At 43.4% G+C, this 15,469-nt stretch carries 15 protein-coding genes; all 15 read right to left on the reverse strand.

Annotation, left to right across the window (positions count from 1 at the left end; genetic code table 11):
* On the reverse strand, positions 1–1,596 hold the full coding sequence (locus ACR0QT_RS00350; protein ID WP_432628931.1) for an AAA family ATPase: 1,596 nt from the start codon (positions 1,594–1,596) through the stop codon (positions 1–3).
* 131 nt (positions 1,597–1,727) lie between these two features.
* On the reverse strand, positions 1,728–2,396 hold the full coding sequence (locus tag ACR0QT_RS00355) for a YARHG domain-containing protein (protein ID WP_432628932.1): 669 nt from the start codon (positions 2,394–2,396) through the stop codon (positions 1,728–1,730).
* 17 nt (positions 2,397–2,413) lie between these two features.
* Positions 2,414–2,851 (reverse strand): zinc ribbon domain-containing protein, encoded by a 438-nt coding sequence (locus tag ACR0QT_RS00360; protein ID WP_432628933.1) that lies wholly within the window; start codon positions 2,849–2,851, stop codon positions 2,414–2,416.
* Positions 2,852–2,859: 8 nt separating this feature from the next.
* Positions 2,860–3,756 carry a zinc-ribbon domain-containing protein gene (locus ACR0QT_RS00365; RefSeq protein WP_432628934.1) on the reverse strand — a complete coding sequence of 299 codons (897 nt, stop codon included), beginning with the start codon at positions 3,754–3,756 and terminating at the stop codon, positions 2,860–2,862.
* Between the two features lie 25 nt (positions 3,757–3,781).
* A complete protein-coding gene (locus ACR0QT_RS00370; RefSeq protein WP_432628935.1) occupies positions 3,782–4,654 on the reverse strand; it encodes a leucine-rich repeat protein in 873 nt (290 codons plus the stop codon).
* A gap of 40 nt (positions 4,655–4,694) precedes the next feature.
* Positions 4,695–5,192, reverse strand: coding sequence for a hypothetical protein (locus tag ACR0QT_RS00375; RefSeq protein WP_432628936.1), 498 nt, complete (start codon positions 5,190–5,192; stop codon positions 4,695–4,697).
* Between the two features lie 216 nt (positions 5,193–5,408).
* Positions 5,409–6,299: a tyrosine-type recombinase/integrase gene (locus ACR0QT_RS00380; protein WP_432628937.1), complete on the reverse strand. Its 891-nt coding sequence runs from the start codon at positions 6,297–6,299 to the stop codon at positions 5,409–5,411.
* A 373-nt stretch (positions 6,300–6,672) separates the two neighbouring features.
* Positions 6,673–7,083, reverse strand: coding sequence for a NifB/NifX family molybdenum-iron cluster-binding protein (locus tag ACR0QT_RS00385; protein ID WP_432628938.1), 411 nt, complete (start codon positions 7,081–7,083; stop codon positions 6,673–6,675).
* A gap of 131 nt (positions 7,084–7,214) precedes the next feature.
* The gene (locus ACR0QT_RS00390; RefSeq protein WP_432628939.1) at positions 7,215–7,598 is read right to left on the reverse strand and encodes a winged helix-turn-helix transcriptional regulator; all 384 of its coding nucleotides are present in this window, start codon (positions 7,596–7,598) and stop codon (positions 7,215–7,217) included.
* Positions 7,599–7,751: 153 nt separating this feature from the next.
* Entirely contained in the window at positions 7,752–8,147 is a 396-nt protein-coding gene (locus tag ACR0QT_RS00395) for a pyridoxamine 5'-phosphate oxidase family protein (RefSeq protein WP_432628940.1), read from the reverse strand.
* A gap of 369 nt (positions 8,148–8,516) precedes the next feature.
* Complete coding sequence (locus ACR0QT_RS00400; RefSeq protein ID WP_432628941.1) at positions 8,517–9,260, reverse strand: amino acid ABC transporter ATP-binding protein; 744 nt, start codon at positions 9,258–9,260, stop codon at positions 8,517–8,519.
* Entirely contained in the window at positions 9,261–10,058 is a 798-nt protein-coding gene (locus ACR0QT_RS00405; protein ID WP_432628942.1) for an amino acid ABC transporter permease, read from the reverse strand. It abuts the gene before it with no gap.
* Positions 10,059–10,302: 244 nt separating this feature from the next.
* Positions 10,303–11,256 (reverse strand): transporter substrate-binding domain-containing protein, encoded by a 954-nt coding sequence (locus ACR0QT_RS00410; RefSeq protein ID WP_432628943.1) that lies wholly within the window; start codon positions 11,254–11,256, stop codon positions 10,303–10,305.
* Between the two features lie 190 nt (positions 11,257–11,446).
* Positions 11,447–13,267 (reverse strand): VanW family protein, encoded by a 1,821-nt coding sequence (locus tag ACR0QT_RS00415; RefSeq protein ID WP_432628944.1) that lies wholly within the window; start codon positions 13,265–13,267, stop codon positions 11,447–11,449.
* An 86-nt stretch (positions 13,268–13,353) separates the two neighbouring features.
* Complete coding sequence (locus tag ACR0QT_RS00420) at positions 13,354–15,408, reverse strand: L,D-transpeptidase (protein WP_432628945.1); 2,055 nt, start codon at positions 15,406–15,408, stop codon at positions 13,354–13,356.
* Between the last annotated feature and the right edge of the window lie 61 nt (positions 15,409–15,469).

The raw sequence follows: 15,469 nt of genomic DNA on the forward strand, positions 1-15,469 counted from the left end.
TTACTTTTCTTTTTCATACGGTTCAATCCGGCACTGGTGCTTCTTGTGCTTCTTATCGTAATTGATCCCAACTAATAACATATCTCCTGTATATGCCTCAATCGATGCCGGATATTTTTTATCCCGAATCTGCTCCAATGCCGTCTGTGCATTTTGATTCCATTTAAGCTCTACGACAAGAGCTGGATAATCCTGCACATATTCCGGTTTTGGAAGAAAGACAAAATCGGCAAATCCTCTTCCAGTCGGAAGCTCTCTCACCGGCTTAAAATAATACTGCATCGCACTCAAGTATGCAATTGTCAGTACACTGCTCAGAGAATTCTCATTGTTATACTGGATCGCAGATGCATACTCCATATGAATCTTCTCAATCCCCTCTGCGACACCTTCCTCATCCATCTCAAGCGTCGCTTCCAGAAGCTCTGCCGATTCTCTCTGAAACATAAAAAATTCATTCCAGCGAGTGCTCTCCACTGCAACGGTGAGTTCCTGACGAATCTCTTCATTTGGAACAAATGCCGTTTGTGTCTGCTCATTATAACCAAGGTACCCTAGATGAATCAGATATGTGATGACATCATCCTTATTTTTGAAATTCAGCGTATCATTCTGGAAGAATTTCACCTGAACTTTCACCGATGTCCCCGCAAGCATCTCAAGAACCGCTGTCTTCAGTCCATCAAAATTCTGATTAATCAGCGGAACGACCACCTCATAGCTTCCGGTTTCCGACCAATAGCTTTTGAATCGTCCCCCCTTTGTCATCAGCTTTACAACCGCAACCGGATTATAAATCTGATAATCTCCCAGCAGATATCCATCATACCAACGTTTCACCTGAGAAAAATCTCTTCCGTATCTCTCACAGAGTTCCACTACTTCCGCTTCCGTAAAACCGACATACGGCGCTAACACGCTTGCATCCAACATCGTAAACTCATCAAAATTGTTGAGAGCCGACTGTGTTTTCACTTTCTTGATCGGAAGAATTCCTGTCAAATATGCAAGTTGAATATAGTTGGTCGGCAGAGAACCCTTAAACATTCCCCGCAGAAAATTGATATACTCCTCCTGCACCTTCTGGTTCATCGCCTCATCACGAATCAGGACATCCCATTCATCGATGATAACAACAAATTTTCTTCCTGTCGCCATATGAATCTTGGATAATGCCTCCGGCAGAGTACAGATTTCTTCTGGAAGTTCACGCGAGTAAATCTCTCTTAATTCCGCGATAGTTCTCTCTGAAATATACGAGAGCACACGCTCCGCTCCCCCGGCGGACTCCATGCACCACTGAATATCCAAGTGAATCACATCATACGCATTCAGATATTTTTTGAACTCCGGACTTTTGCTGATTTCTAATCCTGAAAACATCCGCTCCGAGTCACAGGATCTGCAATAGTATGCCGTCAGCATATCTGCCGTGATCGTCTTTCCAAATCGTCTCGGACGGCTGTTGCAAATAAATTTTGCAGTTGTGTCCATCACCTTATTCGTATATTCCAACAAACCGGTCTTATCCACATAGATCTCTGAATTGAGTGCAACCTGAAACGCACCATTTCCGGGATTTACAAACTGCCCCACCTTCACCGCCCCTTTCCATGCTAAACAAGACAAAAGTTAAGATACCTTGATTTTAACATTAAGAATGGGGGATGGCAAGGTGGGGCAAAAAATCTGCAAAAATATAGTTTTCTCTATCGTTTTTGACTCTTCTACTTTTCAGCTTCCAACTCTACAATCAAATTGCGGTTTGCTATTTCATTCTGATTTAAAATACTATCTCCCTTCGCATCAATCTCAGCACCTTCATATAAAGGAGTATACCAAGATTTACTGGAAAAATATGCATTCAAATCATCCGCCGAAAACTTGCGTCCATGTCTTGCATAAATCTCATTTCGCGCAAGACGAAGCTGTTCTTTCGATAAATTTTGTAGTTCCTCTTTGGAATAAATCCGAGTATCACACTCTGGAAGTATGTATTCGCTTGCATCAGCCTCTTCTTCTACTTCTATGGATTCATACTCTGTTGATTCTGTCTCTGTGGGCTGTGCTGTTTCGGTTTGTACTGTTTGTACTACTTCGGTTTCTGTCGTCAGTTCGGAGGATTCTTCCAATAATTCTTCATCCGATTTTTCGCTCAATTCATATAGAATCTGCATATTTGTTGGAGTAAAAGGGAATAATCGCTCCCGAATAATTTTTAATGTAAATATTCCTACTATCAATATTATTAATGCAATATCTACTTTCACCATTGTTTTGTTATCTAAATATATATCATTTTTATTTTTTTTATCAGTTTCAATTATTGCACCACAATACGGACAAAACTTAGCTTTTTCATCAATCTGCTTCCCACACTTTCCGCAAAACATCATGTTTTCCCCCTGTCTACTTAATTCACTTTTGCTCCGCAGGCTGTACAAAAAACATCACCCTCTGAAAGCGATGCACCGCATGATGGACAGAATCTTCCATCTATACTAGACACTACAATGGGATCTAACTTTGAACCACATTTATTACAAAAAGCACTATCTAAAGTAATAATCTGATGACAATGTTCACACACACGAAGTCCCTGTGCTGCCAACTTATTTCTCTCTAGAATCTGTTTTTGTTCTTCCAAATTTTGAATCTGTTTTACATATTCGACATACTCTGGATTGTTATCAAATGCATGCTTCTCCATATAAACTCGACCAATTTTAGTCAATAACTCAACAATTTGCTTTTCTGTTGCTGAAATTTCCAAATCAAATTTATTATTTGAAGTCGCTTCTTTTTCTGGTTTTTCCTGCAATGAATCTTTTAACGAATCGAAAAATCCCATTTTTCCTCCTATCTTGTTTCCATACCGTAATATGCATTTAAAAGGTTATTATCTACATAGTTGACAAACCATTTTTTTCGTTTCTTATCATAGCTAAATTCCATAATTCCTGTACTACTTTTCCTTTCTTCTGAGTTTTCCGCTGTATCCTTAAATGCATCTACAATAAATCCTGCTTTTCCTCGTATTACTTCTTGAGTTAAATCTTTTGCTCTTGCCATTATCCTACTAAAACCAACTAAAGTCGTAGCATTTTCCATCATTGCTTTATCAACACTTGTAATGTCCAAATATTGTATCGTAACAGACGCTGTAACAATATCATTTTCTTTACTCATATCTCCGATTTCTATTGAAGAATACTGAGTTACTGCTTTTACCAGTTCTTTCTGGGAAGATTTATCTGAAGAAAAATAACTTTTTATCAAGATCATTGCACTGTCCGCACAATCTTGTGCATCTCTCTGTTTTGTAAACATTGGTGTAAAACCCGCTGTTTTTAAAAGAAGTCCTGCGTTAGCTTTTATCCGATCACTTAAATCATCCATCATATAATCAAAACAAATTTGATACATATCTTTGTTTTCTACTATATTATTTTCAAAATATTCCTGCGCTAACTCTTCCACATCAAGATTTTTTGTGCTTGGATGTCCTAATAAATTCACTGCTATTAATCCAACCACTACTACCGCTACAATCCCTGCCACCATTTTTTTAGGAATCTTTTTAACAGTACTTATTAAGTGTTTTAATCTCAAAAGATAATCTTTAGCATTAAAATAATCTAAAGTTTTCTTATTCACATCCGGTGACTTTTCTGTTTGACTCTGAATCTTCACCCCACATTTAGGGCAAAAAGAAATCCCATTTCTTATCTCTGTTCCACATTTTGGACAAAACATCTTTTTTCTCCATAAGTATAATTTTTTAATAAAAAACATAACTCACATCTGGACCAATAAAATCCGAAAGATTCCAATCCCGCATTTTCTCAGGAAGTCTTACTATAATATCACCACAATCATAAAATGCTCCATTTCCTATCTCCATCACATTTAATGGAACTGTTATACCACTCAAACTACGACATCCTCCAAATGCATATGATCCTATTTGAGTTACGCTTGATGGAATTGTAATATTCTCCAAACTACTGCATTGACTAAACGCATTATTTCCTATCTCTACTACACTTGACGGAATTGTAATGTTTTTCAAACTGCTACACCATCTAAACTCATCATTTTCTATTTTTGTTATGCTTGATAGGATTGTAATATTTTTTAAACTAGTACAATCCCAAAATACTCCCTTTCCTATTTTCGTCACGTTTAATGGAATCGTAATACTCTCTAAATTATTGCACTGACTAAATGCATAATCTCCTATCTCTACTACACTTGACGGAATTGTAATATTTTTTAAATTAGTACAGCCCCAAAACGCTCCTTCTCCTATTTTTGTTACATCTTCTAAAATCTCAACTTTTTTTAATTTACTTCTACTATGAAATTTTAATCGTAAAGTAGGGTTCCATACATCTTTATCTCCATGAATTCTTATATCTGGTCTAACTGCAATCACACCATCTTTTACATCTATTTTAGGATTTGGCACATAGAAAAAAAGTATAAACGCAAAAATACCAACTACTAAACAACCTAATTTCTTCCATACTTTCCTAGGCCTTTTCTTTGTCTTCACATCTTCTGCTTGTTTTTCTAACTCACAACCACAGTTAGGACAAAACTGCTCTTCTTTATCATTATTAATTTCATACCCACACTTTGGACAAAGCATTTCCATATCTCCCTCAAATATCTCCATTTATATTGTTACATTAATTTTCTACTTCTCCATAAATAGAATCTCTACTAGCCTTATCCATTCGCATATCAGCTAAAATATCAAACAAGACTTGGTAATAAATCCTTTCTCTGTTTTTAAAGAGAATTGGAAGATACCAGAATAATTTGAATACGCATTCTATTAATAAAATTATTAATACGGCAAATCCGAAATAAACAGCTACTTCAGAAAAAAGATTACTAATAATATTATTCTTATTATTTATTATTACAAATACCAATCCAAGTCCACTTCCACCTAACAGCTTCGTAATCATTTCATCTACTTGTCTATAAAAAAGCAACCACTCTTCGTGCTTTCTCAAAATTGCTTTTGTCTCCCAATAAATTATTTCAAATTCTTCATTAGACTTTTCTTTTAGTACTTTGGAAATTTCTTCTACAAGCGTTCTTTCTTCAATTTTTTTCTTTTTGTACTTACTCTTGATCTCCTCAAGTGTAAGTTTCTCACCACTATCGCCTTCTCCCAAAACTTCTCCCTCTTTTTTACTACACAATCGGCGTTATGTAGTTTAAAATCCCATCAAAACATATACTTCTTTGCTAGTAGATGCTTTTTCTAAGAAAAAAAATTAGCAGATAGCCAACTCAAATAAACCGGTTAATATTTTATGAAACCGGTCTTATTTTCGTGGGAATCTGCTTGCATTTTCCTTTTCACAGTAGTAAAATTAAATTCAGAAGTTTCATACGAATACTACATAACGCCGATTATGTAGTATTTTTTTATCTTCTTTTTCTCTCATCTCATAAATCCGCTCCATTTTTTCCAATATCCTTCGATGTTCGTTTCCACTCTCTCGAATATAAATCCGAGTCGTTGCCAGATTGTTATGCCCCAACAGATCCGATAATCTTACCAAATCTCTGTTGATCGAATAAAATGTCCTCGCAAAAAGATGGCGAAAATTGTGCGGGAAGATTTTTTCTGGTGCTACTCCTGACTCTTTAAACAGACTCTTCATCTCTCTCCAGATATTTGAGCGATTCAATGGTCTTCCTGTTCTCGTCACAAAAATAGAACCCGACTCTCTTTTTACTCGCTTACAATACTCTCTCAAAACTCTGCACAGCTTTACTGGCAACAAGATTTTTCGCGCCTTTCCTTTGTTCCAGATACTCGCTATTCCCGTTTTTAAGGACTCCACTGTTATAAATTCCAGTTCAGAAATCCGGATTCCGGTTAATGCAAGCGTCTTTAAAATCAATGCAAGCCTGTGCTTTCCATTTTTCTCCGCAGTACTCAGCAAACACCTGTAATCCTGTTCACTAAGTTCTCTCTCTGGTTTCGCAAAAATTTCCTGCTGAATAGGAAGAAAACGAACTTTAAACTGAGGATACCCGAGCCATTCCAGATAATGATTCAGCGAAGCAAGCATAGAATTTATACTGGTAGGAGCATAATGACGAATCAGATCTCGTTTCCATTCCATCAGATTATTTGATGTTAATTCCCGCTCCCGATTCCACTGTAAAAACCGTTTTACATCTCGAATATATTTTTTAATCGTATTAAAGCTATACTCCTCTTTCATCAACTCATTTTCAAATTCTTGTAAGCTATCGTACCTCTCCATATTCCTGTCTCCTCTTCTGTCAAAACTTGCGGTCATCCAACTTTTCTCGTGATCTCCTGCCGTCATAAAATTCATCGATGCAAGATGTTATAAGGCATTATCCTATTCCCCCTATTATAAAAGGATTTTTCTTTCTTGTATGCGTCCAAAACAACACACGATCTTCTATCTTTGAATAATTTTTTGATCTTTTCCTCACATAAAAACGTATTAAAAAAGACCACTCACTCAACTGTTTCCAGTCAAATGAATGGTCTCTATCATTTTTATTTTAATCTTCTATTTCGTGAAATTCCCATACAAGAATTTTCCATACGAAAACTCCTATATGCTACAACATAGCATCGCCTTCCGAAAAGAACGATCTAATCCCCTAACAATTTCCTCCATTTCCTGTGCATCCGTGTTTCTCTTCCCCACACTTATGCTCTCCGCAGGAATGTGCATGTTCATGATGGGTGCAGTGCACATCCGGATTGTAGCTTAAATCTCCTGCTAAATAATGTTTTACTGCCTCGTCGGCATCTCCGCTCACGCCACCATACAGCTGAATGCCTGCATTTGCAAGTGCATTTTGTGCTCCGGCTCCAATTCCACCGCAGATAAGCACTTCAACGTCTGCATTTGTCAAAAACGAAGCTAAGGCTCCATGTCCCTGACCATTCGTATCGACGATCTGCATCGCTTTGATCTCCCCATTCTCGACCTCATACAGTTTAAACTGGCTTGTGTGTCCAAAATGCTGAAAGATTTCTCCATTTTTGTAAGTTACTCCAATTCTCATTTTTTCCTTCTCCTTTTTTCTGTTAATATTTCTGTTTCTTCCCCCACTATTTTAAACTACAAATCTGGATTACAAAAGCTCTTTCAAAACAAAAAATCCATGTTTTCCATTTCTTTAAGAATAACAGCTTTTTATCTGCGATGGTCGCACTTTTGGCACTGCACCATCTCATTTTCCCCATCTTCTTTATAAAATATATCCGACCATTGGCAGATGCTCTGCAAAATCGGGACAATCGAATTTCCTTTTTGCGTCAGCGAATATTCCACGCGAGGGGGAATCTCATCATAAGACTTTCTGTCAACAATTTTATCCTCCATCAAATCTTTCAGCGTCGCTGACAGCACCGCATCCGTAATGTTGTACATTTCTTTGCGAAGTTCACTGTAACGCAGTTTTTCATTGGCTGAGAGCACACAGATAATGCGGGATTTCCATTTACCGCCAAAGATTGCCAACCCATATTCCAAAGGACACCGTATATCATCGTCCAACTTTTTCTTATATTTTGCCATGTAAAATCACCTTCCGACTAATCATTACTTTCATTATAGACGGAAGGTGATCTTTTTTGAAGTTACTATTAAATTTATTAGTACATCTAGTACGTCCTTAATTCGATTAATTGATTCATAGTACTCGCACTGACTTGCATTCACTTAGATAACTTAGATCTCTTTCTTGTTATCTGCACCCGGTGTTGTGACGATTACCTTTGCAGGCGTAATGATAAGGGCTCCCTTTGCGGTTACTGCGCCGTTGAACATCTTCTCAACCATCGCCTTAAAGGTGTTTACCAGCTCCCCCTCTGTCACATACTCGGCAGTTCCCTTGATCTGATATCCCTCAAGATTCTGTGCATCGTAAACAGAGATTGCAATCTTTCCATCATTTGCCTTGATATTGTTTAAGGTCGTCTCAAGAAAAACATCTCCCACAACCAGCTTGCCATCGTCGGTGACTGATTTGAATGCAACCGGAACAACATTTGGCTCTCCGTCTGCACAGGTAGCCAGATCCCACATTCCATTGTTTAATACCTTGATTACTGATTCGTTTAACATTGTAGATTCCTCCTATTTCTCGTCTATCATCATTTCAAATACATGTAATTAGGTTCAATTCATACAAATACACCGTGATTCTGGCAGGGCGATACCAAAATCCCGCGCTAAGCCAATATTGCATCGACTTGAAATGAATGATAATTGGGATATACTCATCTTAACGAATCTGCTTCTCTTTTGGAATATATTAGCAAATTTGTAAGCCGCTATTAAATTTCCTAGTATTAGTTCCCTGATATTAGTTTTCTAACATTATTTTCCTGATATTATGCCACCAAAATAGGGCTCATGTATAAATTCCAAATTTATACATAAGCCCTATCCCAACTCTATCTGTCTGATGAAAAATCTTTATTCCTGAATAAATTATCCCTGAATAAATCGGCTCAAGAATTCCTGAGTCTTTGCCTTCTGCGGGTTGCCAAAGATCTCCTCCGGCTTGCCCTGCTCCTCGATGACTCCGTCTGCCATGAAGACAACGTGGCTTGAGACATCGCGCGCAAATGCCATCTCATGCGTCACAATGATCATCGTGATGCCCTCTTTTGCGAGCGTGCGCATAACGGCAAGCACCTCGCCGACCATCTGCGGGTCAAGGGCGGAAGTCGGCTCGTCAAACAGCAGAACCTCCGGCTCCATCGCAAGTGCGCGGGCGATTGCGACACGCTGTTTCTGACCACCGGAAATCTGACGCGGCTTTGCGTTGATATACGGTGCCATGCCGACTTTCTCGAGGTACTTCATCGCGTTCTTCTTTGCCTCTTCCTTGTTCTTCTTCAGAACCTTCGTCTGACCGATGATGCAGTTCTCGAGAACCGTCATGTTGTTGAACAGGTTAAAGCTCTGGAACACCATCCCAACCTTGGAACGGTATGCCGGAACGTTGACGCCCGGGCTTGTGATGTCGTTGCCATGGTAGAGGATCTCTCCGGTCGTCGGAGTCTCAAGCATGTTGACACAGCGCAGAAGCGTGGATTTTCCGGAACCGGAAGCACCGATGATACAGGTCACATCTCCGGTATTTACCGTGAAATCAATGTCGCGCAAAACGACGTGCTTTCCGAAGGATTTGCTCAGGTGGCTGATCTCCAATACATGTTCTGATGCCATTTACTCTTCCTCCTTCTTCTTGTTCTTATCGTCATAGCTGTACATTCCGCTCGTATGTGCCAGAGTGTCTGTCGTCGCCAAGTCATAGTTGTCTGCACCATCCATCCGGTTCTCCACCCAACGCAGGAGACGGGAACATGCAAATGTCATGATAAAATACATGATCATCGTGATCGTGTAAGTCTCAAAATTCATATAGAGTGCGCCCGCTGCCGCCTTCGTCTTGTAGAGAAGCTCTGCAACACCGATTACAGAGAGCACACAGCTGTCCTTGATGTTGATGATCAGGTTGTTGCCGATCTGAGGCATGATGTTGCGCAGTGCCTGTGGCAAAATGACATAGATCATCGTCTGAACGTGCGTCATACCGATCGCCTTTGCGCCCTCTGTCTGTCCCGGATCGACGGAGAGAATACCGCCACGAACCGTCTCAGCCATGTATGCACCCGTATTGATCGACAGGATGAAATACGCTGCCTGTGTCATCGTCGGATTGATTCCCATGAGCGGGAAGAGTCCAAAGTAGATGAACATCGCCTGCGCCATCATCGGCGTACCGCGGAAGAACTCCACATATACATTTAAAATAAATTTGAATACGTGCAAAACAATCTTTTTTGCGAGGGAATCTTTCTCCTCCATCGGGATCGTCTGCACCAGTCCTACCGCAAATCCGATCAAGCATCCCACGATCGTGCCCACAATTGCAATCTTCAGGCTGACACCTGCGCCCTGCAACATAGACATTCCATATCGCTGAAATACGACCATCACACGGCCTAAAAAGTCTGTTGGCATAGTAATTTTCGCTCCTTACTTTCCTGCTTTCTTTCTTCTGCAACTTTACCAAACTTGTTTTATTGAAACCATTTTACCGAAACTGTTTTGCCAAACTCTTCTGAAACGAACCCGTCACCCAAAGGCGACACAAGGCGAAGAAGTCCATACAGGACTTTCTTCGCCGTCAGAGCCATCAAAACATCTACATCTGTTCCAAAATTTCAAAATTTAAAAGTTTCAAAAATTTAAACTTCAAAATTCCTTAGTTTGCCAGAGGCTGAACGGAAATTGCCTCGTCCATCATCTTTGCGTAATCATCCTTATCCATCGTAGCCAGAACGCCGTTGATCGCATCCTTTAACTCGGTGTTGCCCTTCTTTAAGGAGATACCGATGTTGATGTCCTCATCGCTTACCTGGAAATCATCATCTCCGCCACCAAACTCAAGCATCTTGAAGTCCGGATAAGCAACCAGAGCGCCCTTACCGGTCGGCTGATCGGTAACTACGATGTCACACTTGTCTGCCTCGAGGGACATCAGCATATCCGGTGCACTTGCGGTAGCGGACAGGATGTTTGCGTCCTGAATCTGCGGGAGACATACGGTATACCAGATCGTGCTCTGCTGGGAGGTACAGGTTGCACCAGCCAGATCAGCAACGCTTGTTGCATTCTCATACTTTCCGCCAGCCTTTACCAGTGTTACGATGCTTGCATAGTAATACGGATCGGTGAAATCTACTGCTTCCTGACGCTCCTTTGTGATCGACTGACCTGCAATGACGCAGTCTACCTGACCGGTCTGAACAGCCGGAATCAGGGAATCCCAGTCAAGACGAACGATCTGTAAATCATATCCGAGCTCATCTGCGATCTTCTTTGCCATCATGACATCGTATCCATAAGCGTACTCGTTGCTGTCTGCGATCGGAACAGCTCCGTTGGAGTCGTCCGGCTGAGTCCAGTTGTACGGTGCATAAGCGCACTCCATTGCTACCTTCAAGACTTTCTTGTCTGCGGAATCTGCCTTGGCATCCTTTGCATCTGCGCTCTTCTCTGCCTCTGCGGAATCACTGCTCTCTGCGCCTGCCTCTGCACTCTCCGCCTTCGTCTCAGCTGTGGTTGCAGAAGTCGTGCTTCCACCACATGCACTCAAAGATGCCATTGCCATGACTGCAACTGCGGTTGTAGTCAGAACTCTTAAATTCTTTTTCATAATTGTATCCTCCTCGATGTTCAATTACTCTCCAGACCTAAAATGAGGGTAAGAAAATCCCCTTACCCGGGGACCCCCTTGCCCTCATTCTTAATCCGTTTTTTGACTGTACCTATCATACAACCCTAAAAAACGTTTGTCAATTCCTTTTTATATTGATCTAGTAGGTAATTTTTACCGCCTTTTTTCTTTAGGAGAGTGGTGGAACGATCGGCACATCCGAGGAAGTCGGTGCTGATCCCGGAGCCTGCGGTTCTGCCTGTGGCTCTTTCGGAGCAGAGGTAGTCTCTGCCTTGGTTTCTGCCTTCGTCTCGGCTTTTGTCTCCGTCTTCGTTTCTGCCTTTGTCTCAGCTTTTGTTTCCGCTTTCGTCTCCGCCTTTGTTGTCTCCTTCGGCTTTGCCTTCGTCTCTTCCTTGGTTTCTTTTGCCTTTGTGGTTTCCTTTGTGATTTCCTTTGTCGCCTCAGTCGCTCTTACTGTGCTCTCCTTCTTCGTCTCGCTACTCTCCAGAGTTGTGTTCGTTGAGTTCGTGGAATTTGAAGAATTTGTCACACTGCTTCCAGCGCTCTGGCTCTCATTGAGCACAGATCCGGCTCCACCTGCGGTATTGCGGTGAATCTCTGCGGAATGTCCCTGATAAACCTTAGAGTGATCCTCGGTTCTTGAGACTTCCTGACCGTTCTGATACACAACCTTGTAGGTAACCCAACGACTTCCGCTCGTTCCGGCTTTCACGGTCTTCTCGGTTCCCGGTTTCAGGGAAACATCCTCGACATAAACCGGATCCGGCGGGTCAAGCTCTTCCGCCTTCTCAGACACAAGATCCCAGGTCTCTCCCTCCGGCAGAACACGGATTCCATAGAGGGAAACCGTCGCCTTGCGGTTTGAATAACTTGCAAGAATACCGACTGGATACTCGGATGTATTTACAAAACGGAAATCCGGATAATCCCAGCTGATTGCCGCATCCTGTCCCGGAGTCACATAGTTCGGCTCAAACGTGTGAGAACGGCGATAAGTGACTTCCATTCCGGACTGAAAGACAACGCGGTAGAGTGTACTTGACATCTGGCAAACACCTCCGCCGACTTCCTGAACAACCTCTCCGCTGTTGTAGGCAGCCGCCTCCTGATAGCCTTTCTCCGGTGTGCGCTGTCCGACAATCGCATTGAACGAGAACTCCTCTCCCGGCTGAACAATCGTGCCGTTGAGTGCCTCTGCTGCCAGACGAACGTTCGTATTTCTCTTCTCATTCTCCGTCGTCTCCGTCGTGAACGTCGCAAGCGTCGTGTACTTCTGGCGCGCCTCGTCAATCGTGAGTTTCTGAACATTGTCACCAAACTCTGCCTGAACAATCGCATCAAACTGACCGTTCTTCACCGCACTCATGATGTCGGACACCATCTTTTCCTCGTCGAGTTTCAGACCTGAACATCCATCGCTGAAGAGGAACTGTCCACTCGCCGAATCATAGCGGTCAATCACAGCATTTTTTGCCTGCTTATCCCACTTTTCTGCGTAGGTTGCAACCTGATCCGCGACAAGCTCCTGAAGTTTTGTCTCGTCGAGCTCGCGATCACCGGTTGCCCCGTCCTGATAAATGTCGGTCAGACACTCGCTGATCCACTCTTTTGTGAGATCCGGAACTGCCTCGGTCTCCTCGCTCTCCTCGTCCTGCTTAACCTGGATCGCCCACGGATAGCTCTTTACGATCTCCGCGAGTGCTTCCTCCTTCGTCAGTCCGTTTAACGCGATTCCATTGATCGTCAGAGCCGTGCAGGTCTTTGCCTCTGCATTCTCTGCACCGCTCTCCGCCGTCGTCACTGCCTTCGGCGCAGAAGCACCACTTCTTCCCTTGACAAGCGCTCCGACAATCAGAACTGCCATCACAACAACGGCTCCACCTGCCAGGACAACTGCGGATGAACCGCGTCTCTTTTTCTTCTTTGCGCGTACCTTCGGTCCCTGATAGGAAGACCGAAATTTGCGTTCACGCTCAGGCTCTCTCTTCATAACTGTTTCTCTCCTCAAAAAATCTCTATGAACTTGAAAAAATATAAAACATCAAAAACAGGAAAACAAGGTGCAAAAACAAACTTTTAGTGGTAACACAGCACCGCTGTTCCGGCAGAAATGTTTTCATAAATCGTCTTTGCAACTGCCGGCGGAAGGTTGATGCATCCGTGAGATCCGTTTGTCTTGTAGATCGTTCCTCCAAAACTTGATCTCCAGTAAGCGTCGTGCAGACCAATTCCACCATTGAACGGCATCCAGTAGGAAACCGGCGTCGAATAGTTCTCACCCTTGAGCGTCGCATTTCTCTGCTTGTAAGTCAGCGGATAAGCTCCGGCCGGCGTGCTCCATCCCTTCGACTCATTTCCGGACACGAAATCCGACTGGACAACGAGGCTTCCGCCCTTGTAGAAGTAGAGGTGCTGGGCCGTCAGGTTGATCTCCACATAAGTACTTCCGTAATCGTTTCCATCATGGGAAGCCGCCTTCTGCGAATACTGAGGCTCGCGCTCCTGCGTCTCACCAGCCTCAATCAGTCCTCTCAGAGTCGAAGCCTCCGCATCCTGATTGATCTTCCAGCCGTAAGGTCCCTTGATCGTCACGGTCTTACCCGTCGTGGTCTTGAGCGTCTTTGGCTGATAAGCGGTATTTCTCTCCTTTGCCATCTGCGCCACATACTCGACAATCTTTGACGAACTCAGAACCGGATTGCCCTCTCCGTCATCCGACAGCCAGGTGTTGATCGTGTCGCCGTCAAGTGTCTGACGCGCACTTCCAAACTTGTAGGTGATCTTCGCGCCCACATATTTGTTCCACATTGCGACCTTATTCTGTAAATCTTCATTGTCGGACGTGATCGCCGGTTTCAGATAAACGTCTGCATCCTCGAGCGAAACCTCATCGTTCAATCCGATGATTGCCTCAGAGATCACGGAGAGTGCCGACTGCTCATCGAGGGTATTTCCCTGCACTTCCTCGACAACCTGATAGCCCGTTCCGCTGATATAATCTGAGCGATGCGCATCTACCGGCGCTGTGACCTGTTCCGGGTCCATACATGCCAGACTGTGGAAGACCTCATCCATCTTCGTCTCATCAAATGCGACGATCGTATCCATCGTAAAAATGCGGTCTGTTCGCAGATATTTTCCCCAGACATAAGGATTCTGATCCTCAATCAGCTTCTCAAGCGTTCCGTCGTAAACTGGATGCAGATCAATCTGCGGACCACTCAGCTGTTCTGTCTGATCTCCGCGCTCGCGGATTGTGATCGTGTACTGGTTGATTCCCGCCTCGATCTGCTCCTTCACCTGATCCGGAGTCAGACCGGAGGCATCGATGCCATTGATCAGCGTATTCGGGAAATAGACCGTCTTATACTTCTGAGCAAGTCCAACATAGACGCCACCTGCAACAACAAGAGCAATTCCTGTGACAATTCCAAGTCCTTTTAAAATGGCCTTTCCGGAAATCGAGGAGGTCTTCTCCTCATCGGCTACCGCGCTCTCCTGACGCATTGCCTCCGCCTCACGGCGAAGTGCTTCCTCGCGCGCTGACCGACTTCTCGACATTCCCCTGCGGGGCATCTCCACGGCAACAGCTCCCCCCGCCGAGGCTTCAAATGCATTCACCTGAACCGGCTCACTGTTCTGCCGTGCGCGACTTCTTCTCACACTCCGGCGTGCCTGTCCATCCTCACTCGAATTGCCCGTGCCTGAATCGCTGTTTCCCAAACGGTTGTTTCCTGAATGATGATTTTCTGAACGCCCGGATTCTAAATTGTCTGTGCCTGCTCTTCTTGCACCCTCGCCTGCCTGTACCCGGCGAGCTTCCTCATTCTGACTTCCTCTTCTGCGACTCCGAGCACGCGTCGGTCTGTGCTCTCCCGCAGTCTCCGAAACGTCTTCCTCCTCCGACCATTCCGGATTCAGAATCTGAGCCGTCATCTTTGCTGATTCCGAACCAGATGATTCCGGCTTTGCATGTTTCTCTCTCTTTGTCTGACGTCTCGTCCGTTCTTCGCGCTCTATCTTCTTTGCATCCTTCTCTGTATGTCCCTGTTCCGGCCTTGCGCTTCCCCGTCTCCGACTTCTTCCGCGAAGACTGATCTCCTCCGCTGTGCCTGCATTCTGGTCTGTCATATCTCTTCTTCCTTTTTATCTATCCTTCGTTTCTGCATTCTCATCTCATACTGCGCAAAAC

The sequence above is a fragment of the Brotaphodocola sp. genome (assembly GCF_050873365.1).
Taxonomy (GTDB): Bacteria; Bacillota; Clostridia; order Lachnospirales; family Lachnospiraceae; genus Brotaphodocola.